18 protein-coding genes are annotated in these 21,468 nt (G+C 64.5%); 8 read left to right on the top strand and 10 right to left on the bottom strand.

Annotation, left to right across the window (positions count from 1 at the left end; all coding sequences use genetic code 11):
* Complete coding sequence (locus tag AC097N_RS03725; protein WP_479579396.1) at window positions 1-1,683, bottom strand: AMP-binding protein; 1,683 nt, start codon at window positions 1,681-1,683, stop codon at window positions 1-3.
* Window positions 1,684-1,881: 198 nt separating this feature from the next.
* On the opposite strand from AC097N_RS03725, the gene AC097N_RS03730 reads away from it, so the two are divergent.
* The 3 genes from AC097N_RS03730 (at window position 1,882) to AC097N_RS03740 (ending at window position 6,947) form a co-directional block, all read left to right on the top strand.
* On the top strand, window positions 1,882-3,216 hold the full coding sequence (locus AC097N_RS03730; protein WP_479579397.1) for a hypothetical protein: 1,335 nt from the start codon (window positions 1,882-1,884) through the stop codon (window positions 3,214-3,216).
* A 28-nt stretch (window positions 3,217-3,244) separates the two neighbouring features.
* Entirely contained in the window at window positions 3,245-4,882 is a 1,638-nt protein-coding gene (locus tag AC097N_RS03735) for an MORN repeat-containing protein (protein WP_479579398.1), read from the top strand.
* A 142-nt stretch (window positions 4,883-5,024) separates the two neighbouring features.
* A complete protein-coding gene (locus AC097N_RS03740; protein WP_479579399.1) occupies window positions 5,025-6,947 on the top strand; it encodes a methyl-accepting chemotaxis protein in 1,923 nt (640 codons plus the stop codon).
* Window positions 6,948-7,010: 63 nt separating this feature from the next.
* On the opposite strand, the gene AC097N_RS03745 is transcribed toward AC097N_RS03740, so the two are convergent.
* From AC097N_RS03745 to pyrF, 3 genes are all read right to left on the bottom strand, one after another.
* On the bottom strand, window positions 7,011-8,504 hold the full coding sequence (locus AC097N_RS03745; protein ID WP_479579400.1) for a DUF1501 domain-containing protein: 1,494 nt from the start codon (window positions 8,502-8,504) through the stop codon (window positions 7,011-7,013).
* 21 nt (window positions 8,505-8,525) lie between these two features.
* Complete coding sequence (locus AC097N_RS03750; RefSeq protein WP_479579401.1) at window positions 8,526-10,355, bottom strand: DUF1800 domain-containing protein; 1,830 nt, start codon at window positions 10,353-10,355, stop codon at window positions 8,526-8,528.
* A gap of 167 nt (window positions 10,356-10,522) precedes the next feature.
* Window positions 10,523-11,368 (bottom strand): orotidine-5'-phosphate decarboxylase, encoded by an 846-nt coding sequence (gene pyrF / locus AC097N_RS03755; protein ID WP_479579402.1) that lies wholly within the window; start codon window positions 11,366-11,368, stop codon window positions 10,523-10,525.
* 128 nt (window positions 11,369-11,496) lie between these two features.
* Between pyrF and AC097N_RS03760 the strand changes: the two genes are divergently transcribed.
* Window positions 11,497-12,441 (top strand): cation diffusion facilitator family transporter, encoded by a 945-nt coding sequence (locus tag AC097N_RS03760; protein WP_479579403.1) that lies wholly within the window; start codon window positions 11,497-11,499, stop codon window positions 12,439-12,441.
* Window positions 12,442-12,463: 22 nt separating this feature from the next.
* On the opposite strand, the gene AC097N_RS03765 is transcribed toward AC097N_RS03760, so the two are convergent.
* On the bottom strand, window positions 12,464-13,408 hold the full coding sequence (locus AC097N_RS03765) for a LysR family transcriptional regulator (protein ID WP_479579404.1): 945 nt from the start codon (window positions 13,406-13,408) through the stop codon (window positions 12,464-12,466).
* An 83-nt stretch (window positions 13,409-13,491) separates the two neighbouring features.
* Between AC097N_RS03765 and AC097N_RS03770 the strand changes: the two genes are divergently transcribed.
* From AC097N_RS03770 to AC097N_RS03780, 3 genes are read left to right on the top strand one after another with little or no spacing between them, the layout of a single operon-like run.
* A complete protein-coding gene (locus tag AC097N_RS03770; RefSeq protein WP_479579405.1) occupies window positions 13,492-13,899 on the top strand; it encodes a DoxX family protein in 408 nt (135 codons plus the stop codon).
* Between the two features lie 43 nt (window positions 13,900-13,942).
* A complete protein-coding gene (locus tag AC097N_RS03775; protein WP_479579406.1) occupies window positions 13,943-14,833 on the top strand; it encodes a pirin family protein in 891 nt (296 codons plus the stop codon).
* A gap of 22 nt (window positions 14,834-14,855) precedes the next feature.
* On the top strand, window positions 14,856-15,737 hold the full coding sequence (locus AC097N_RS03780) for a pirin family protein (protein WP_479579407.1): 882 nt from the start codon (window positions 14,856-14,858) through the stop codon (window positions 15,735-15,737).
* A 33-nt stretch (window positions 15,738-15,770) separates the two neighbouring features.
* On the opposite strand, the gene AC097N_RS03785 is transcribed toward AC097N_RS03780, so the two are convergent.
* From AC097N_RS03785 to AC097N_RS03805, 5 genes are all read right to left on the bottom strand, one after another.
* A complete protein-coding gene (locus AC097N_RS03785; RefSeq protein ID WP_479579408.1) occupies window positions 15,771-16,622 on the bottom strand; it encodes a uracil-DNA glycosylase in 852 nt (283 codons plus the stop codon).
* An 18-nt stretch (window positions 16,623-16,640) separates the two neighbouring features.
* Window positions 16,641-17,099, bottom strand: a complete 459-nt coding sequence (gene rimI / locus AC097N_RS03790; protein ID WP_479579580.1) for a ribosomal protein S18-alanine N-acetyltransferase — start codon at window positions 17,097-17,099, stop codon at window positions 16,641-16,643.
* 5 nt (window positions 17,100-17,104) lie between these two features.
* Complete coding sequence (gene tsaB, locus AC097N_RS03795; protein ID WP_479579409.1) at window positions 17,105-17,812, bottom strand: tRNA (adenosine(37)-N6)-threonylcarbamoyltransferase complex dimerization subunit type 1 TsaB; 708 nt, start codon at window positions 17,810-17,812, stop codon at window positions 17,105-17,107.
* Between the two features lie 20 nt (window positions 17,813-17,832).
* Complete coding sequence (locus AC097N_RS03800) at window positions 17,833-18,864, bottom strand: DMT family transporter (protein ID WP_479579410.1); 1,032 nt, start codon at window positions 18,862-18,864, stop codon at window positions 17,833-17,835.
* A gap of 265 nt (window positions 18,865-19,129) precedes the next feature.
* Window positions 19,130-19,339 carry a hypothetical protein gene (locus AC097N_RS03805; protein WP_479579411.1) on the bottom strand — a complete coding sequence of 70 codons (210 nt, stop codon included), beginning with the start codon at window positions 19,337-19,339 and terminating at the stop codon, window positions 19,130-19,132.
* Between the two features lie 652 nt (window positions 19,340-19,991).
* Here AC097N_RS03805 and dacB point away from each other — a divergent pair.
* Window positions 19,992-21,422 carry a D-alanyl-D-alanine carboxypeptidase/D-alanyl-D-alanine endopeptidase gene (gene dacB / locus AC097N_RS03810; protein ID WP_479579412.1) on the top strand — a complete coding sequence of 477 codons (1,431 nt, stop codon included), beginning with the start codon at window positions 19,992-19,994 and terminating at the stop codon, window positions 21,420-21,422.
* The last annotated feature ends 46 nt before the right edge of the window (window positions 21,423-21,468 follow it).

Genomic DNA, 21,468 nt, shown 5'->3' on the forward strand with positions numbered 1-21,468 from the left:
TCAGCCGGGCCGGACCGACATCTCGCGTAACTCCCGGCGCAAAATCTTGCCCAGGTTGGTTTTGGGCAAGGGCGCATCACGAAACTCGACAATCTTGGGTATCTTGTAGTCGGTGAGGTGCAGGCGGCAATGGGCCAGCAGGTCCTCCACGGTCAGATCCGGATCGCTCCTGACAACCACGATCTTGACGATTTCACCCGAGCGTTCGTCAGGCGCGCCAATGGCCGCGACCTCCGCCACGCCCAAGTGCAAAGCCACCGCATCTTCAATCTGGTTGGGAAACACCTTGAAACCCGACACGATGATCATGTCCTTCTTGCGGTCCGTGATCTTGAAGTAACCGCGCTCATCCACCAACCCCATGTCCCCCGTGCGCAACCACCCGTCAGGGGTGAACACCTTGACCGTCTCCTCCGGCCGGTTCCAGTAACCGGGCATGACCTGCGGGCCGCGCACACCAATCTCTCCGACCTCGCCCACGGGGAGTTCGTTGTCGCTTTCATCCAGGATGGTCGCCTCGGTCGAGGGAATCGGCAGGCCGATGGCGCCGGTCCATTCGGTGATGTTCAAGGGGTTGGCCATCAAACCCGGTGAGGTTTCCGTCAGCCCGTAGGCCTCGATGAGAGGCACCCCAGTGGCCGCCTTCCAGCGGTCGGCCACCACGCGCTGCACCGCCATGCCGCCTGCGATGGCGATCTTGAGATCCTGGGTGTCTACCTCGGCAAACTCAGGCGCATCCAGCAAGGCCCGGTACAGGGTGTTGACGCCCATGATGGCGGTGAAGCGGTGTTTCTTCAGGTCATGGATGAAGGTGTGGATTTCACGCGGGTTGGTGATGAGCACGTTGTGCGCACCAATGTTCAAAAATACCAGACTCGTGGTGAGTGCAAACACGTGGTACAGCGGCAAGGGGCAGACCAGCATCTCCTTGCCATCGAGCAAATCCTGCTCAATCCAGGCAGACAGCTGCAACAGGTTCGCGACCATGTTGCCGTGGGTCAGCACTGCGCCCTTGGCCACGCCCGTGGTCCCGCCGGTGTATTGCAGAAAAGCCGTGTCCGTGTGGCCCAGCGACACATGGTGCAGCACCTGTTCGCGTCCCGCACGCAACGCGGCATTGAACTCGGTGGCGTTCCTGATCTTCCAGTGTGGCACCATCTTCTTCACGTACTTGACCACCACATTGGTCAGCACCTCCTTGACCACCGGGAACATGTCCCCCACTTCGGTGGTGATGACCGTCAGGTTCATGGGCGGGTTGCGGTCCAGCACCCCCTGCAACGTGTGGGCAAAGTTCTCCAGCACGACGATGGCGACGGCGCCGGAGTCCTTGAGCTGATGCGCCAGTTCGGGCACGGTGTATTGGGGGTTGACATTCACCACCACCAGGCCCGCGCGCAACACGCCAAACAAAGCCACCGGGTATTGCAGCAGGTTGGGCATCATGAGGGCCACCCGGTCACCCTTGCGCAGCTCCAGCGTGTTCTGCAGGTAGGCCGCGAAATCGTGGCTGTGCCGGTCCAGCTCGGCATAGGTCAGGGAGGCGCCCATGTTGCTGAAGGCTGGCAGATCGGAGAAACGGTCACAGCTGTGCCTCAGCACATCCCGCAGCGAGGCGAACTCGTGAATACTGACCTCGGCCGCGACCCCTTTCGGGTAGCTTTTCAACCAGATTTTCTCCATCGCCAGGTCTCCTTGTCGTTTGGGCCCCGCCTTGCAGGCCACCCTCCGGCCAAGTCTATGCCCGGGTCGCCGTGCACTTCTTGACATATCTCAACCCGTCCCGGAGCCCTCTCCCCCAAAGGACACCGCGTCAGGCTGCCGTGAGGTGGCCGTAACATAGTCACCTCGACGAGTTACAAATTGATACGGAAATGACCCATGCGCTGGATACTCACGCTGATTGCCCTGTGCCTGCTGGCTGGCTGTGCCGGACCCCAATTCACCGTCGACGACGGGCGCAAGGTGGACGAAGCGCTGCTGGGCCACATTCGCACTTATGGCGCGGGAGAAACCGCGCTGCGCCCCGCCATTGCCCGCACCGCCGCACTGAAACACCCGGAGTGCGACACCCAGTGGGAGTTGCCGTTTTCCGTGGCCACCAGTTACGACTGGAACGCTGACGACCGCGTGGCGTGGGTGCGGGGACTGGGGGTCGACGAGCGCCTGACCGTGGTGGCCACCGCCGCCCAAAGCCCCCTGCGGCTGCGCGACAAAATCACCGAAATCGGCGGCTACAGCCGCAAGAACACTGAAAAAATGATGCTGGAGCTGGCCGAGCGCCGTGACGCCGGCCAGCCCTTCCTGGTCAAGCTGTCCAGCGGCGAGTCGGTCAACGTGGTGCCGTTCAAGGTGTGCCGGGGTTACACGCGGCTGGCCCCGCCCAACAGCCCCCAGGCGCAGGACTACCACTGGCTGCTCAGCGTGCACCCGCTGGAAGTGGCGCGCGGCAACCTGACCGATGACGAAGCCTTGTGGACCGTCCTGTGGACCCAAGGCGTATCCGAAGAAGGTGGCGCGCGCATGAAGACTTACCACTACGGCACCAAGATCGCCGGCACGCTGTACAACATCTTCACCATCACCTCCGGCATCAAAGGCGCGACGCTGGCCGCTGAAGCGGCCGTCAAAGCGGCCCAATCAGCCGCAGCCACCCTGGCCACCGACCTCCTCAAGCAGCAGCTCATTGACCAGGCCACCGCCGCTGCCACCGCCCGAATCCGCAACGAACTCACGGGCGCCGTGCAAAAACTGACCCAAGCCCAGGTGATGGGGGCCATGCAGCAGGCTGCCGCCAACCGGGGCACCTTGTCGGGCGTGGCCTGGGTGGCCGCGACCGTCTTCGAGAAAGCCGATGCCTGGGCGTTTGCCGGGCTTGAAAAGCTCAACGCCAACCCGCTGGCCGCCTTCTCGCTGCACCAGAAGCTCATTGAGCAGAGCCTGACCTCCAACGCCATGGTGCTGGACCCGGACCGCATGAAAGCCCTCAACAAAATCGCCGAAGAACGGGGACGGGGCGACGACGTGGTGGCCATCCTGCAAGGCATCAAACCGGATGAACTCCTGTTTGAGGTCACCGACATGCCACTGGCCTCCGCGCCTGCCGGTTTTTCTTATGACGACCTCAGCGACCCCGCGCTGAGCACCCAACCCTTTGCCCGCGGCATGGTGGAAGGCATGCTGAGCATGCCGATTGCCTCCGCTGCCACCCCTTAAGCCAGCCCCACCGTCCATGATGAACTTGATGAAACACCCCATGCGCCTGGCTTTGTGGCTTGCCTTGCCTGTCTCCGTTTGGGCGCAAACACCCGCCCCGGCCACCGAGTCCCCCTCCCCAGCACCCGTGGCCGAAGGGTGTCGCCCGCTCACGGACCAAGCCATGGCCGCCGACATGAAAGCCCTGACTGCGCAGTCCCAAAAGCTGGACCTGGCCGAGCAGGCCCGGCTGTACGACAGTGCCGTGGCACTGTGGTCACAAGCCGTGGCGCAATGCGAGGGCCGTGCCAAAGACCGGGCCCAGCGCAACCTGTCCGATGACCAGAAAACCAGTGACGCCATCAGCGAACAAATGGGCTCCGGGCCCGAATGCGCCGCCGCGCACAAAAACGCAGGCGCCGTACAAGACATCGCCCGCCAAGCCCTGAGCGAGCGGCGCTGGGCGCAGGCCTCGGTGCTCTTTCGCAAAGCCGAGAACATGTGGGAACTGGCTGCCGAACGCTGCGTCGGCACCCAGCAGGAGCTGGCCAACCGCCGACGCGAGCAGTCTGAAATCGATGGCGAAAACGCCGAGCACTGCGCACCGCTGTTTGAGCGCGCCCGCGAGAGCACCCAAAAACTGCGCGCCGCTGCCGCCGGACTCTCGCGCGAAGACAAGCAAGAGGCCTCCCAGGTAGCCGAAACCCTGTGGCGCGAAGCCGTGGGGCAATGCAAAGGGGCCTCGGTCCAGGACATTGCCCGCAACAACGCCCAGGCTCTGGCGCGCGAACGTGGCACCCCCTGGGTGGCCCGCGTGGCGTCGACACCGCTGGCAGCCCCAACGGCCACAGCCTCGGTACTGAAGCAGTCCTCAGGTACCGGTGCGGCGGGCAACACGGTGATCCCGACCGCCGTCCCGCCAGGCGCAACCATCGAGGTCAAGGCCGCCCCCAAACCGGCCGTGAGTGCGGCGCAGCCTGGCGAGTTCATGGCGGGCACCACCCGGTTAACAGGCCCGTTTGTGCGCGACCCCGACGGCACCACGTTTTCGGGCACCGGCAAGATGACGTGGGTTCACGGTGATGTCTTTGATGGCACCCTCGTCAAAGGCCTGCGCCACGGCAGGGGACGCATGGCCTGGGCCAACGGCCAGAGTTATGACGGCGACTGGGTCCAGGACACCCCGACCGGACGGGCCAGCGTGCGCTTTGCCAATGGCAACCAGTACGAAGGCGCGGTGACCGACGGCCAGCCCCAGGGCCAGGGGCGCATGAACTACGCCTCCGGCGACACCTACACCGGCCAGTTCACCATCGGCGAGCCCGAAGGCCTGGGCACCTTCACCTGGAAAAACGGACAACAGTTTGAAGGCACCTGGAAGAAAGGACGGCCCCATGGGCAGGGCAAGCTGAAATTCGCCACAGGCAACCTGTTTGAAGGCACGGTGGTGGACGGTGTACCGCATGGCGCCGGACGCCTGGTGTTTGCCTCCGGGGACCTCTATGTGGGCAACAATGCCAACGGCCTGCCCGATGGCCAGGGCACCTTCACCTGGACCAATGGCGACCAGTATGTCGGCCAGTGGCTGGCGGGCAAGAAACACGGAAAAGGCACCTTCACCTGGAAAAGCGGTGAACTGTGGGAGGGTGTTTTTGACAATGACATGCAAGGCGCCAAAGCCAACTAGCGCCAGTAATTAACGCTCAATATTTGAACGTTCTGGCCGATACAAAGGTGACGGAGCAGCACAACTGGGGTTTTCCCTTGTTGCACAGCTCCCGACAAGCGCCGTGCTGCCCATTGTTGCCACCCATCACCCCAAAAACACCATGCCTCTGCTGCATCGTCTGAACCTGTCACACAAGTTTTTTATTCTGGGCGCGATTGCCCTGTTCATGGTGGCCCTGCCGTCGGCCCTGTATTTCAAGCGGGTCTTCGCCGATGTGGCATTTTTCCAGAGCGAGGTGCAGGGCAGCACCTCGCTGGTGGCCTTGAACAAGGTCATCCAGCTCACACAGTCGCACCGCGGCCTGTCCGCAGCCATGCTGAACGGGAACGACAACCTGGCCGCTCGCCGACCGGCCATGCGTGACAACGTGGCCAAAGCCATGGACGCCCTGGACGCTGAATTGAAACAATCTGCAGCGCCCGAACGCATTCAAAAACACTGGCAGGCATTGCGGCAAAGTTGGGGAGCACTGGAACAAGGGGTGGCGAGTCGTCAGCTCAAAGCCCCCGAAAGCACCAAACTTCACACCTCGTTGATCACCGGCCAACTGCTGCTCAACGAAGAACTGCTGGATGCGTTTGGACTGAGCCTGGACCCTGACGCCGACATTTATTTCCTGATCCAGTCCACCATGGTCAACATGCCCTGGCTGGCCGAAAACCTGGGCGTCATGCGTGCACTGGGCAGTGGTTTCCTGACCCAGGCCAACCTCCCCCCCGAGGGGCGCTCCAGCCTGCAGGCGCTGCAAAAGCGCGTACTGCAGTTGCAGGGCGACATGTTTCGCAACCTGAAGAAAGCCACCGACGCCAACCCAGCCATCAAAACCGCCCTGCAAGCCAAGGCAGACCTCAACCAGGCCGCGGTCGACAAAGCCCTGGCGCTGGCTGAGCAGGCGCTGATTGGGGCGACCGACATCAACCACCCGGCGGCGGACTATTTTGACGAGTTCAGCCGCACGATTGACGGCCTGTTTGAATTCAACGCCCTGGCCATGAAAACGCTGACAGACTCGATGGCCGAGCGCGAGAGCAAGGCCCTGCGCGTCACTTACCTGCTGATCGCCGCCCTGCTGCTGGGCGTGCTGGCCGCCTCCACGCTGGCGGTCATGTTTGTGCGCAGCATCACCGGTCCGGTGGGCGAAGCCGTGGCGGTGGCACGGGCCGTGGCGGAAGGTGACTTGCGGGTTCAAGCCACCGTGCGCGGCAGCAACGAATTGGGTCAATTGATGCAGGCATTGACCACCATGCGCGACAACCTGGCCCACCTGGTGTCCCAGGTCACTCAGGGCTCCGGGCATGTGGCCACGGCCAGTGCCGAAATTGCCCAGGGCAACAGCGACCTGTCAGCCCGCACCGAACAGCAGGCCAGCGCGCTGGAAGAAACCGCCTCGTCCATGGAGGAACTCAGCTCCACCGTCCAACAAAACGCCGACAGCGCGCGCCAGGCCAATCAGCTGGCCCTGCACGCCAGTTCGGTAGCCATCAAGGGCGGCGAGGTCGTGGGCCAGGTGGTGGAGACCATGAAAGGCATCAACGAGAGTTCACGCAAGATCGCCGACATCATCAACGTGATTGACGGCATTGCCTTCCAGACCAACATCCTCGCCCTCAACGCGGCAGTCGAAGCGGCGCGGGCAGGCGAACAAGGCCGCGGTTTTGCCGTGGTTGCCAGCGAAGTGCGCAGCCTGGCCGGACGCTCGGCCGAGGCCGCCAGGGAGATCAAATCGCTCATCACCGCCAGCGTGGAACGTGTGGCGCACGGCACGGGTCTGGTCGACCAGGCGGGCAGCACCATGACCGAGGTGGTGGGCGCCATCCGGCGCGTGACCGACATCATGGGCGAGATCAGCGCCGCGAGCGCCGAGCAAAGCCTGGGCGTCTCTCAAGTGGGCGAAGCGGTCACGCTGATGGACCAGGCCACACAGCAAAACGCCGCCCTGGTCGAAGAAATGGCGGCAGCGGCGGCCAGCCTGCGCGGCCAGGCCGATGAGCTGGTGCACACGGTGGCCGTGTTCAAGCTCTGATTTATATAAAATTGGGCTGTAGCCCAGGCAGGACGTTCGGTAGCAGCTATTAATTCAATAGCATCACGCCATGAACCCCAGATTGACGGGGTAGTCTGGATGGGCCGTTCCGCCAAAGTGAGCCAGGTTCGGCAGAATGCCGGTCAGCTCGTTGTCGGCCACACCAAACCAGGTGGCCAGCGTGGCGGCGTACTGGTCCACCGAGGTACTGGGCAGCAAGCGGCCCTGGCCCACATGCCACTGGTCGGCCAGCGCATAGTTGCCGGCGCTGTCCTTGACGTCGCCCACGCTGACGGGCGGCGGGGTGCCATAAAACGCCTTGCCTTTCACGGCACCACCCACCACCAGGTGATGACTGCCCCAGCCGTGGTCGGACCCGTCGCCGTTGGAGGCCAGCGTGCGGCCAAAGTCTGACGCCGTGAACGCCGTCACCTGATTGGCCACGCCCATCTCGACCGTGGCGTTGTAAAAAGCCGTCATGGCCGCGCTCACCCGGTCCAGCAAGGCGGGCTGCTGGGCAATCAGGTTGTCATGCAGATCAAAACCGCCCAGGGACACAAAAAACACCTGGCGCTTGGCGCCCAGCGTGGTCCGCCCCTTGATCAGGCGGGCCACCATCTTGAGTTGCTGCGCGAAGCTGTCGGCGGGGAAGCTGGTGGCCAGTGGCGTCGTGGCGGTTGACGCCAGCGCGCTCGTCACCGACGCCTCGGCCGTGATGGCACGCTGGGTGACCTTGTTGTATTCATTCTCCAGCCGGTGGGCGCTGGTCTGCTGGATCAGGCTGCTGAGGGCAGCGCGCACGGCCGCAGAACCGTAGACCTTGCTGTCTGTCGCCGGTCTGATCTTGATCGCGCCGCTGGTGCTCACCTGGTATTGCAAAGCCGTGTCGCCCGACAAAAACACCGCATTGCCCGAGACGGACATGCAGGTGAACGTGGCCTGGCCGTTGTTCGCCAGCGCCAGGTCGCCCAGGTTGCCGCCCCAGCCCACCGTGGACCCCTCGGGCGAGGAAGACTGCCAGATGGACTGCTGGTCGTTGTGCGAAAACAGCTGCGGGGGCAACGGGTACAGCGTGCGGTTGGCGCTGTTGTATTGGGTGCGCGTCATCGGCATCATCAGCGGGCCAACATTGAGCTGCACCGCCGCTTTGCCGGCATTGAACAAACCCGCCAGGCCGCTCATGGACGGGTGCAGTGCGTACTGGCGCGTCTGGCCCAGCACATCCACCGGCGCTGTTGTAGGGTTCAGCAGCGTGGCGGCCAGGGCCGACTTGGCCAGCGCAATGCCGCCTGCCGTTTGCCCGGCGCCACCACCGCGGATGGTGCTGTACTGGTTGTAGCTGGGGTCGTCATAGGCGACCACCGTGTTGGCGTAGTCGTTGCCGCCGTACAGAAACACACACACCAGCGCCTTGTAGTCGGTGGCGTCAAAGGCCGCGGCCTCGCCCATGGCGGCCAGGTTCAGGGCCAGCGGCAGGGCGGCGCCGGTCATGGCCAGTTGGCCCGAACGTTTCAAAAACGCACGGCGGGTGGAAAGGGGGGGTTGAAGCAAATGCATGGCAGGCCCGGTCGTGGTGCGTTATTTCTGGATCAGGTACTCGGCGCATGCCATCACCATCAACACCGCCGCGCAGACGCGGTTGCGTTTAATGGCGTCGGTGCTGCTGGCGGTGACGGGCGTGGCGGGGTCGTTCAGCGCCGTGACGATCAGCGTCTGGCTGGCAGCGGACAACTGCCCCGCACACAGCAACAGGTTGAGGCGCTGCACCAGCGCGGCGGCGTCGGTCACCAGCGCCAGCTCGCCGGTGTAGGCGGCGCTGACCGTGTCCACCACGACGCCAGGCGAGCCCTCCCACCTCCGTATGCCGACGTTGAGAATGTCCAGCATGTAGTTCAGGTAGCCACCCACACTGCTCTCGGTGACCAGCTGAAACTCGGGCGCCACGGCACCGCCGCTGAGCGCGGTGGACGGTGGCACATACCCGGGCCGGAAGAAATTGAACACCGAGGGCGCGCGCAACGGGCTTTGCCCCAACTGGCTGGCGGCATTGCTCAGGTCGCCAATCTTCCAGGTCCCGGCGCTGGAGGTGGCGCCGAAGGTGCGCGTCCATTGCACCAGCCGCACCATGGGCTCGCGCAATTTGCCAAATTCAGCCTGGGTCACGCCCGCCGGGCCGCGCGCTTCGTCGTCCAGCAAGATGGCGGCAAACACGCGGGCCAGGTCGCCCCGCACGCCCGCGCCGTTGTTGACAAACACGGCCGCGACCCGTGCCACATAGGTCGGTGTGGGGTTGCTGGTGACCAGTCGCTGGATCATCTGACGGCAAAAGAAGGGGGCGGTGTTGGCATGGTTGAACAGCGCGTCCAGCGCTGTCTGGAGGGCGGGCCCGCCCAGCGTGCCCTCGGCAACGCTGGTGCCCAAAAATGTGGCCGCCTTCGTCGAGTGGTTGCTGGCCGTGAGCACCATCGGCCGCCGGGTAAAGGCGGTGTTGGGCACATCGCGCGTGCCGCCGCCCGTCTGGGCGATGGTGGTGGTCAGGTTCTGGCTCTGGTCAAGGTCATAACCGGTGAACACGCGGGCCAGGTTGCTGACGTCGCTGGCGGTGTAGGTGTCGATCTTCTTGCCCGCACCATCCAGCTTGGGCGTGCCGTCGAGGTTGAGCTGGTGCAGCCCGATGGTGAACAGTTGCATCACCTCGCGGGCGTAGTTTTCATCGGGCTGGCGGCCGGCGGCGTTCTCTTTTTTGTTGCCCTTGGTGTTCAGGAAAAAACCCATGGCCGGGTTGAGCGTGACGGCCTCCAGCAAGTCGCGGTAGTTGCCAAAGGCATGGGTGTTGAGCGTGTCCCAGTAGTGGGCCAGGCCGTGGCTGCGCCAGCTGAAGTCCAGCGAGGACAGCGACACCACAAAAAACTCGGACAAGGCCAGCGCCGCGCGCTTGCGCACCGGGTCAGCGGCGGTCATGAGCTGGTTCCAGATCATGTAGTCGCCGGGGTAGGTGTTGTCGTAATAGTTGGCGGTGTTTTGTACCTCGCCATAGCCCTGGCTGTTGAGCCAGTCCCAGCCGGTGGTGCCGATGGCGATGCCCAGCTGGCGCCCCAGCCAGGTGGCGTAGCCCGCCGAACGCACGGCGGCAATGTCATCCGTACTGGCCGAGAACTGGGCCTGCAGCAGAAACCGTGCGGCCTGCGCGTCGGTGCTGGCGGTGGCGTGGCTGAAGCCGGTGGTGTTGATGTTGACGGGCACCACGGGGGCCGCCGGGCTGCTGCCGCCGCCTCCTCCTCCACACGCGGCCAGGGCGGCAGACGCCAGGGTGGCGCCCGTCAGCGGGGCAACGGTGCCAGCCGCAGGCCGTGGCGGTGCCTCAACCTTGAAGGAGGGGCTGGCCGTTTCGAGAAAATCTTGGGGCATGGCAACGGATTCCCGCACCTGGGCAGGTGGCAAGTAAAAAGAGGCTGGATGGGGTGGGCGGCCTATCGGCATGGCCCACTTTTGTCTTATCGGGGAAAAGACCTCGAACTGAACCCCTGCTTTGCAACAGCTTGTATCAGCATGGTCGCACTGGCCGCACGGACCGTTCAGCCCGCGGGTTTGGCGGCCTGCAGCATGTCACGAGTGCGGATGGCCTCGCGCCGCGCCGCCTGTGCAAAGTCCTCGCCGGAGGAGGCGTAAATGATGGCGCGGGAAGAGTTCACGATGATCGGGGCCACCGTTTCACCGTCCACCGCGCGCCAGCCGGCCTTGACGGTGGCGACGGCGTCACCGCCCTGTGCGCCCACACCGGGAATCAGCAGCGGCAGCGTGGGCGCGACCGCGCGCACCCGCTCGATCTCGGCCGGGTAGGTGGCGCCCACCACCAGCCCGAGCTGGCCATTGAGATTCCATGGGCCTTGCGCCAACCGGGCGATGTGCTCGTACAGCAAGGGCTCGCCTGGCACGCTGGAGAGGCGCTGGTTCTGCAAATCATCACCGCCGGGGTTGGAGGTGCGGCACAGCAAAAACGCGCCTTTGCCGTGGTACTTCAGGTAAGGCTGCACCGAGTCAAAACCCATGAAGGGCGACAGCGTGACGGCATCAGCGCCATAACGCTCAAAAGCCTCGATGGCGTATTGCTCGGCCGTGCTGCCGATGTCGCCGCGCTTGGCGTCCAAAATGACGGGCACCTGGGGCGCCGTGCGGCGCATGTGCGCCATCAGGCGCTCCAGCTGGTCTTCGGCGCGGTGGGCGGCAAAGTAGGCAATTTGCGGCTTGAACGAAATTACCAAGTCGGCCGTGGCGTCCACGATGGCGGCGCAAAAGTCGTAGATTTTGCTGGCATCGCCCTTGAAGGCGCCAGGAAACTTGCTGGGCTCGGGGTCCAGCCCCACGCACAACATCGAACCGTTTTGGCGCTCGGCGGCGCGCAGCATGTCGAGAAATATCATGCCGCTATTGTAAGAAGTGCGCTCCTAAGTCCGCGTTAAGACACGGCCACGACAATCGGCAGACACGAGCGCCCCCTAAACTCGTCGCATCCCCGCAAGCCCCCTTGCGACATTCGAACCCGTACGCCATGAAATTGACCGAACTCGCCGACGACACCGAAGACACCCAACACACCCCGGCCGAACGCGCCGCTGCCGCCTCGCGCAGCACCTGGGTGAGTGTGGGGGTCAACCTAGTTCTGACCATCGTCCAGATCGTGGTGGGCATCGTGGCCAAATCACAAGGTTTGATTGCCGACGGCATTCACTCGCTGTCGGACCTGGTGGCCGACTTTGTGGTGCTGTTCGCCAGCCACCACGCCAAAAAAGACGCGGACGAAGACCACCCTTATGGCCACCAGCGGTTCGAGACCGCGGCGTCGCTGGTGCTGGGCACGCTCTTGTTGGTGGTGGGCCTGGGCATGCTGTGGTCGGCCGTGCGCAAGCTGGAAGCACCCGAAACCGTGCAAACCGTGCACGTGATGGCGCTGTGGGTGGCCGGTGGCGCGCTGATCGCCAAGGAGCTGCTGTTTCGCTACATGCTGTCGGTGGCCAAACGGGTGAAGTCCAGCATGCTGGTGGCCAACGCCTGGCATGCGCGCTCGGACGCGGCGTCGTCCCTCGTGGTGGGCATCGGCATCATCGGCAACCTGGCGGGCTACCCGATTCTGGACCCGATTGCCGCGCTGATTGTGGGCTTCATGGTGACCAAAATGGGCTGGGAGTTTGCCTGGGACGCCCTGCACGACCTGATGGACCGCGCGGTGGACGAGCAGGAAGTGGAGGCCATTCGCCAAACCCTGATGGAGACCCCCGGCGTGAGCAATGTGCACGATGTGCGCACCCGCAAGATGGGCGACATGATTGTGGTGGACGCGCACATTGAGGTGGATGCCACCATCACCGTCGAGGCCGGGCACGACATCGCCGTGCTGGCGCGCCAGCGCGTGTTGGCCCGCCACCGCGTGCTGAACCTGATGACCCATGTGGACCCCTGGCACCGGCCGGACCTGGACCATGCGGCCTCCATGTGACACCTCACGACAAGACGTGCCCTCAAGCGGGCACCTGGGCCAGCGCGGTGTGCAGCATGTCGATAAAAACGCGCGTTTTGAGGGGCATCAGCTTGCGCTCGGGGAACACGGCCCACGCCGTCGGGCTGGGCAGGCACCAAGCCGACAAGACCCGTCGCAATGCGCCCCGGCGCACGTCGGGGGCCGCGAAATAGTCGGGCACCGCCGCGATACCGGTGCCGGCGCAGGCCAGGCGGATCAACAGCTCGGGCGAATTGGCGCCGGCCCGCCCAGACGGAACCCCCTGCCAACGCTGTTCACCCTGCATCAAGGTCCAACTGGCCGGTTCACCGTTGCCCTGCAGCATCCTGATGGCTTCATGCCGGGCCAGATCGTCGGGAACCAGTGGCTCGCCGTGTTCGGCCAGGTAGCCCGGTGCCGCGTACAGGCCCATGGAAAAAACAGCCAGGCGCCGCGCCACCAGCAAAGCATCGTCCGGCAAGGCGCCCATGCGCAAGACGACATCAAAGCCCTCGCCCAGCAGATCCACCCGGCGCGGTGACAAATCCAGGTCCAGCTGGATCGCTGGATAAAGCGCAATGAACGCGGCCAGTGTGTCGGCCAGCAGCAGATTGGCGAAATCGCTGGGCATGGAGACCCGCAATCGCCCGCTCGGGGTGGCTTGGCGGCGCTCGCTGAGCGCCGTCACCGCCTCCACTTCAGACGCCACCTGGCGCGCATGCTCCAACAGTTGCAAGCCGAATTCGGTCAGCGTCTGGCGCCGGGTGGTGCGCAGCAACAGCTTCTCGCCCAGCTGCTGCTCCAGCGCCGCCACCCGCCGCGACACGGTGGACTTGGGCAAGCCCAGGCGCTCGGCTGCGCGGCTGAAACTGCCCAGTTCGGCGACACGGGCAAAGATGAGCAGGTCGTTGGGGTCAACGCTGCCGGGGGCGGGTGATTGTTCCATCATGGGAACAATCTTATCCATTCGAAGGGATTCCCAAGTGGATTGATGAGGAATAAAGTTCACCCATCGCCCTTCTTTCATTTTATTTTTCAAAGGAATCCATCATGTCCAAGTCCCTTCAAAACGCGCTGAGCCTGGCTGCCCGCCTGCTCTTTGTTGCCCTGTTTCTGCCCGCCGGCATCAGCAAGCTCACCGGCTTTGCCGGCACGGTGGGCTACATCTCCTCCGTGGGTTTGCCGCTGCCCACCCTCGGCGCTGCCCTGGCACTGACCGTGGAAATCGTAGGCAGCCTGGCGTTGCTGGCGGGGTTCGGGACGCGCATTGCGGCCCTGGTCCTGGCGGCGTTCACGCTGGTGGCGAGTTTCTTCTTCCACGCTTATTGGGCCGTCCCGGCTGACCAGGCCTTTGTGACCCAGCTGCTGTTCTTCAAGAACATCGCCGTGGTCGGTGGTTTGCTGGCACTGGCCGCCAACGGCGCAGGCGCCTGGAGTCTGGACGCCCGCCGCGATTGAACTGACGCCGCTGAATGAATCAACCTTGCGAAAGAGCCAAGCCATGAACACCCCACTCACCCCTCCTGCCGTCCAACGGTCCCGCACCGTGGAGCGGCTGATTACCGGCCAGGCCACCACGGACGGCGCGGGCGTCAAACTCACCCGCGTGCTGACCCACCACCTGCAGCACCGGCTGGACCCCTTCCTGATGCTCGATGCCTTCGGCAGCGACCAGCCGGATGACTACATCGCGGGTTTTCCGGACCATCCCCACCGGGGGTTTGAGACGGTCACCTACATGATCGCCGGGCGCATGCTGCACCGCGACAGCGCGGGCCATGAGGGCCTGCTGGAAAACGGCGGCGTGCAGTGGATGACGGCCGGCAAAGGCGTGATCCATTCTGAAATTCCCCAGCAGGAAGCCGGCGTGATGGAGGGCTTCCAGCTCTGGCTCAATTTGCCCAAGGGCGAGAAAATGAGGACACCCTGGTACCGCGACTTCAAAGCCGACGAGCTGCCCAAATTCGTGACCGCTCAAGGCGTGGCCGTGACGGTGATTGCAGGGGAGAGCCAGGGCGTCACCGGTGCCGTGACCCGCGACACCACGGCCCCCCGCTACCTGGATGTGCACCTGCCCGGTGGCGCACGTTTCGAACAAACGCTGCCCGCCAGCCACAACGCGTTTGTTTACGTGTACCGGGGTGAGGTGCGCATTGCAGGCCAGACCGTTCCGGTGCAGCGCATGGCCATCCTGGCCAACGACGCGCAGGCCGATGGCGTGGTGATGGAGGCCAGCACAGACGCCCGGGTGCTGCTCATTTCAGGACAACCGCTCAAGGAACCGATTGTTCAGTACGGCCCTTTTGTGATGAACTCGCAAGACGAGATTTACCAGGCCTTGAGCGATTTCCGCGACGGGCGGCTGGGAGAATCCCGCCAGCCTGCCCTCTGAACAGGCTTGAAGGAGAACCCCAATGACAGACCTGCTTCACTTGACCGGCCGCGTGACTGACCTGGCCGATGGCTTGACCGTGCGCCGGGTGCTGCCCGCCACCGCCCGGCGAGCCGTCGGCCCCTTTGTGTTCTTCGATCACTTTGGGCCGGTCACCCTGCCGCCGGCAGCGGACAGTGATGTCGGCGCGCACCCGCACATCGGCCTGGCCACCGTGAGTTACCTGTTGGAGGGCAGCCTGCTGCACCGCGACAGCCTGGGCACGGTGCAGGCCATCACCCCCGGGGCGATCAACTGGATGACGGCCGGTCGCGGGATCGTGCACAGCGAGCGGGCGACCGATGAGGAACGGGGCCAGCCGCGGCGCCTGCACGGGCTGCAACTGTGGGTGGCCTTGCCGCCTGCGCTGGAAGAGACTGCACCCGCCTTCCAGCATGTTGCGACCGCCGACTTGCCCACACTGGAACAGCCCGATGGCGTGCACATCCGCGTGCTGGTGGGCGAGGCCTTCGGTTTGCGCAGCCCCGTGCGCGCCGCGTCGCCCACCCTGTACCTGGATGTGCAGTTACCGGCCGACGCTACCTGGGTGTTGCCACCGCTGGCGACAGAAATGGCCCTCTACAGCCCGGCGCACAGCCTGGTGATGGACGGCCAGCCGCTGGCGGCCCAGACGATGGCGGTGCTGCCCACCGCGTCCGGCGCCACACTGCAAGCGGGTCCGTCAGGGGCGCGGCTGGTGGTCATTGGTGGGGCGCCGCTGGAACAACCGGTGCGCATGTGGTGGAACTTTGTCTCCACCGACCGCAGCCGTCTTGCCCAGGCGGCCAAGCGCTGGGAAGCCAATGGTTTTGCGGCCATTCCCGGCGAGACGGATCGCGTGGCGGCGCCACCGTGGCGGGACTAGCCCGCACCGCCCGCCAAACCCCATTACGCCCCACTAACCCCCGCGCCGTGCCTCATCCAGGGCCAGACACAGATCGGCCCAGGCACGGGCCTTGTCTTGCGGAGTGCGCAGCAGGTAGGTGGGGTGGTAGGTGACCACCACCGGGATGCCCTGGTAACGGTAGATCTGGCCGCGCAGCTTGCCCAGCGGGATGGTGGCCACGCCGGGCAGGCTGTCCTGCAGCAGGCTCTGGGCGGCCAGGCGGCCCATGGCGAGGATGACTTTGGGTTGCACCAGCGCCACTTCGCGGCGCAGGTAGTGGGCGCAGGTGGCGAGTTCCTGCGGGTCGGGCATGCGCACCACGGCCGGGCGGCATTTGACGACGTTGGTGACATAGGCCGCCGCCGCACCGCTGATGTCGGCGTCACGGCGGCTCACGCCCACGGCCTTGAGCATGTTGTCCAGCAGTTGACCGGCCTGGTCCGCAAACGGGATGCCGGCGCGTTCCTCGGCATCGTCCGGCGGGTCGCCCAGCACCAGCCAGTCCGCCTGGCCGGGGGCGCTGGCGCCGCCAAACACGGGCGCACGCCGGCCGGTGCAGAGCTTGCAGGCCTCGCAGCCCCCCACGGTCTGGGCCAGCGTGGGCCAATCCATGTGGGCAATGCCGTCCGGCACGACGCCGGACACCACGGGTGCGGCAGGTGCAGCGACGCGGGGTGCCGGCACCCGGGCTGGTGAATTTGAGGCTTTTTGGGCTGCAGCCCCCGTCTGGAGGGCGGTAATAGCTATATTTTCTATAGCGTCTGCCGACATCTGCCCGGCAGGCGCCTCGGGCAGGGGCAGCCAGACGTGCACGCCCATCTCTTGCAACATGGCGCGCTGGCGTTCGTCTAGGTCAAGGCTCATGGGGTGATTTTCACCGACTCAGACCTTGCGGCTCATCACCAGCGCATCTTCACGCTGGCCATCCACGGCGGGATAGTAATTTTTGCGCTGCCCCACGCGCCGGTAGCCATGCGCCTCGTACACCTGAAAGGCGCGCACATTGCCCACCCGCACTTCCAGCCAGAGCCATTCGGCGCCCTGCCCCTTGGCCCACAGGGTGAGCGCATCGAGCATGACGCGGGCCCAGCCCTGGCCCTGGTACTCGGGCGCGACGGTGATGTTGAGCAGGTGCACTTCGTCCACCCCCTTCATGGCCACGAAGTAGCCCAGCAGAATGTCGCCAGCCAACAGCATCTGGGCCTCGTAACCCGATTTAAGGGAGTCCACAAAGTTGCCCTGCGACCAGGGGTGGGCATACGCCTGCTGCTCCAAACGCAGCACAGCACCCAGGTGCCGCGGGTCCAGGGGTTCGAAGCGCACTTCCACCGGGTTCAGCATGGCATTCACAGCGCCGCCTTTTCGGCCGCGCGCTCGGCCGTGGTTTTGGCCACTTTGTCGCGCACATAGAGCGGCAAGGCCTGGTCAGCCGGAACGGCAGCCCCGGCCGCGAGCAAGGCGGGCGCGAGGCGCAGCAGGGCGGCGGCGGTGGGCCGCGCGTCCAGGCGCAGCGCGCCGGTATCGGGCAGGCGCGTGCCGTAGACGGCGAACACATTGCCAACCCAGGCGCCGCCGGTCTGGCCGATCAGGTCTTCAGGGCGAATCAGGCTGTGGCCCTGTGTTTGCGTCCACTGTCCGCTATCAAACACATAGCAGGCTGCATACATTTCATCCATGCGGGCGTCCAGCAGGGCGGTCACCTCAAAACGGTTCTGGGCGGCGGCGTGCGTGTGGCGGGCGTCTTCGGCCACGGCCAGCAGGGTGTCCACCGGCAGCACGGGCCGCTTGACGCCGAACGCCAGCCCCTGCGCCACGGCACACGCGGTGCGCAGCCCCGTGAAGGAGCCCGGGCCGCAGCCAAACACGATGGCGTCGAGCTGGCTGAACTGCAGCTGGGCCTGCACCATCAACTGCTGGAGGGCGGGAATGAGGTTCGCCGAGGTCTGGGCGCCGCCGGGGGCGGTGTGTTGCCACAGCTCGGCCACGCCGTCTTGCGTGCGCTGCACGGCGATGGACATCACATCGGTGCTGGTGTCAAAGGCAAGCAGGTTCATGGTCATATTTTTATATCAAATCAGCCTCTAGCTCCCGCATTACCTGCGGAAGTAGCTTCTTTTTTCATAGCAACAGGCGGCACCGCACGCACCCCAAACAGAATGCCGACGGTCACCAGCACCAGCCCGGCGGCCAGGTTCCAGTGCAAAGGCTCGCCCAGAAACAGCACGGCGCCCAGAGCCGAGAGGCCGGGCACCAGCGCCGTGATCATGGTGGAGCGCACAGGGCCAAAGTGCTGGATCATCTTGGTGAAGGTGATGCCGGAGATCACCACCGAGCCCCAGCCCTGGAACACGGTCTGGAACAACACCTCTTTGAGCGGTGCCGTGAACACCTGCCCCGGGACCGCCTGCGTGAGCATCAGCAGGGAGTAGACGGGCACGTACGTCACAAAGGCAAACGCCGTGATGGCGATGGTGGCGCGCACCGCATCAAGTGCGTGGCGGCGTGCCAGCACGCTGTAGGCCGCCCAGCACATGGCGGCCGACATGAACAGCAGGTCGCCCTTCCAGACATGACCGCCGTCAAACGCATGCAGCAGGCTGGCGCCTCCCACCATCAGGTCGCCCAGCACGATGAAGGCCAGGCCAAGCGCACGCAGCGGGGTGATGCGGTCATGCAGCACCACGGCGGCCAGCACGGCCGTCCACAGCGGCAGGCTGCCCGGCATCAGCACCGAGGCGTGGGCGGCAGGCGCAAACACAAAGCCGCTGTAGGCCAGCAGGGCGTACAGCAGCCCGCCAAACAGCCCCACCGTGGCGGTGACTTTGAGCGACAGCGGCGACACGCCGAACAGGGACGACTGCCCGACACCCCGCGCCCGGTCGCGGTAAACCAGCCAGGCGCCCCAGGGCAGCAGGATGACACTGGCGCCGAGGATGCGGCAATACGCGATGTCAAACGGGCTCAGGGTGCCGCCACGCGCGGGGTCGGCCGAGGCGCGGGCGATGATGATGAACGACGTCCAGATGAAGACGGTGACCACGGCGGCAATCAGGCCCACCGTGCGGGGCGACAAACCGCCGGAAGCGGGGCGTGAAGAGGAGTGCATCTCCCCATTATCCGTGGCTGATCCCGCGGCGTGTGGGCACTCACAAAGTTACGACCACCCAATCTTCAAACTTAAGCTGCAAAAATGCCGGGCAAATCGCCTGGTACCGGGAAAACTGCAATGGTCCATATCCAGCCATTCGCCAACGGCAGCTTGGTGGAAGTTCAATTCCCACGTATTTCCTGACTGTTCGCAGTCCTTCATAGCGGGCTGTAGTGCTGTCAGGCCAGCAGACGGGGTCGGCCGTGCAGGTACTGAGCCGCGCTCAATCCTTGAGGCTCACCCCAAGGACATTCAGCTTTTTTGCATACGAATCCCTGCGTTTAGCTGCCTTTGCAGCGGTTTCGACGGCCGCCTGAATGGCCTTGGGTCCTTTATTTTCAACAGCTTTGATCAATCCGAATTTGTGAGCAGCATCTACCTCCGCCCTCCTGAAAGAGGCGATGAGTTCGGCATGGGCAACGGATTGATTCACAAGGACCTCATTTTCTAAAGCGCTATTTTTTGCGCTATTTTGCGCTGATAACCCTTGAAGGCGTCGCGAGTGTCTGGTTTGAAAAGCGTAAATAGGCAACTCTGCAGCTGCCATTAGTTTGGAACTGACATCTGCATTGGGTCGAAAGCGCAAGACGGCTACAGACCCTTTGCAGTTATTCCCAAGAGGGCAGGCGGGACTCAGGACGGTGTAGCACTCAGCGCCGTTCGTGTCCCCCGCCCTGCGGGCTCCTCCTTGACCTCACGGTGCTGAGCGCCACACCGTCCTGAGCCTGCAAGCGTTGCTGGCGTTCATTGGCTTTTGAGTCATTGCGCATCAACATGGCTGGCTGTCGATGACACCGGGGTGGATGGTGCAGCGAAGTCAAGGAGGAGGATCGGGCGCAGCCCGCTCCGGGGGACATGAGCGGAGCCATCCACCCCGGTGGCATCGGCCCTACACAAACCGTGCCGACAAGGTCCGCTTGCGCCGCATTGCAGACATGAAATTCTGCCTCAGCTCAGAACAGTAGCGGGCGACGTCATCCAATTGATTGCTTACCGTTCTACTCAAAGTTACGCACAACTTCGTTAGATTTTGAGCCTAACTTTGTTAATGCCCAGCGTGAGATGGCCCACCGGATAATCAGGGCATGTCTTTCAAAACCACCCTGCTGTGCACTTTTTCAGCCCTTATGTGCGGCCTGTCCCTGGCGCAAAACCTGCCCCCGGCGGTGGACGCGGCGCTGGCCCGCGCCAAGGTGCCGCGCGACGCCATCACCCTGCTGGTGGTGGACGCCGAGGGCAAACGGCCGCCGCGCCTGAGCCACCGCGCCAACGTGCCCGTCAACCCGGCCTCGGTCATGAAGCTGGTCACCACGTTTGCCGCGCTGGACCTGCTGGGCCCCGCCTTCACCTGGAGCACGCCGGTGTTTGTGGAAGGCGCGGTACGCGACGGCACCCTGTTTGGAAACCTGTATATCAAGGGCCAGGGCGACCCCAAGCTGGTGGTCGAGCGCCTGTGGCTGCTGTTGCGCCGCGTGAAAGGCCTGGGCATCCACCACATCGCGGGCGACATCGTGCTGGACCGCAGCGCGTTCGAGGCCATCACCGCCGACCCGGCCGACTTTGACGGCGACCCGCTGCGCCCCTACAACGCCACGCCCGACGCCCTGCTGCTCAATTTCAAGTCGGTCGTCATGACCTTTGTGCCCGACCGCACGGCCAACACGGCGCAGGTGCAGATCGAACCCACGCTGGCGGGCGTGCAGATGCAGACCAGCGTGCCGCTGTCGAATGGCAACAACGCAGGCAACGCCGAGTGCGGCGATTACCGCGCCGCGCTCAAGGCGGATTTCTCCGATCCCACACGCATCCGCTTCAACGGCAGCTACCCGGCCAGTTGCAATGAAAAAGTGTGGGCCGTGGCCTATGCCGATCCCAAAAGCTTCAGCGCCCGCGCGGTGGAAGGCCTGTGGCGCGACATGGGGGGCAAGCTCACCGGCACCGTGCATGAAGGACAGGTCCCCGCGCCATCCAGCGTCCTGTTGACGCCCGCCTTTGAAATGACCTCGCCCCCGCTGACCGAGGTCATCCGGGACATCAACAAATACAGCAACAACGTGATGGCGCAGCAGGTGTTCCTGACGCTCAGCCTGCAGGCGCCACTGGCCACCCGCGAGGCCTCGCGCGAGGTGGTGCGCCAATGGTGGAAAAACCGCATCGGCACGGACGACGCGCCCACGCTGGACAACGGCTCCGGCCTGTCGCGCCAGGAGCGCATCAGCGCCCAGGCGCTGGCACGCCTGCTGCAAACCGCCTACGCCTCACCCGTGATGCCCGAGCTGATGTCGTCCCTGCCCATCACCGGGGTCGACGGCACGCTCAAGCGCAGCCGCACCCTGTCCCAGGGCAGCGCCCACCTGAAAACCGGCAGCCTGCGCGATGTGACCGCGCTGGCCGGTTATGTGGACGCCAGCGGTGGCAAACGTTATGTGCTGGTGGCCATTGCCAACCACCCCAACGCCAATGCAGTCCGACCCGCGTTTGAAGCGCTGGTGGACTGGGCGGCCAAGGACAATTGAACAGACATCCCATTTCCGCTTGTTGCGCCTTTTTTCGACCTTTTCG

The organism is Rhodoferax sp. LS1R11, assembly GCF_056521395.1.